General features: G+C 48.4%; 1 rRNA gene. It reads right to left on the reverse strand.

Annotated features, from left to right (window positions below):
- Positions 1-217 (reverse strand): 23S ribosomal RNA (locus tag APS80_RS10465); the annotation flags it as partial.

Here is a 217-nt window from a genome sequence, read left to right on the forward strand (position 1 = left end):
GTTACCTGAACTTCAACCTGGTCATGGGTAGATCACCTGGTTTCGGGTCTACGACCAAATACTCAGCGCCCTATTCAGACTCGCTTTCGCTACGGCTCCACATTCGCTACTTAACCTTGCATCAGATCGTAACTCGCCGGTTCATTCTACAAAAGGCACGCCATCACCCATTAACGGGCTCTGACTACTTGTAAGCACACGGTTTCAAGTTCTATTT

It is taken from the genome of Staphylococcus auricularis, from assembly GCF_001500315.1.
In the GTDB taxonomy this organism is placed as follows: domain Bacteria; phylum Bacillota; class Bacilli; order Staphylococcales; family Staphylococcaceae; genus Staphylococcus; species Staphylococcus auricularis.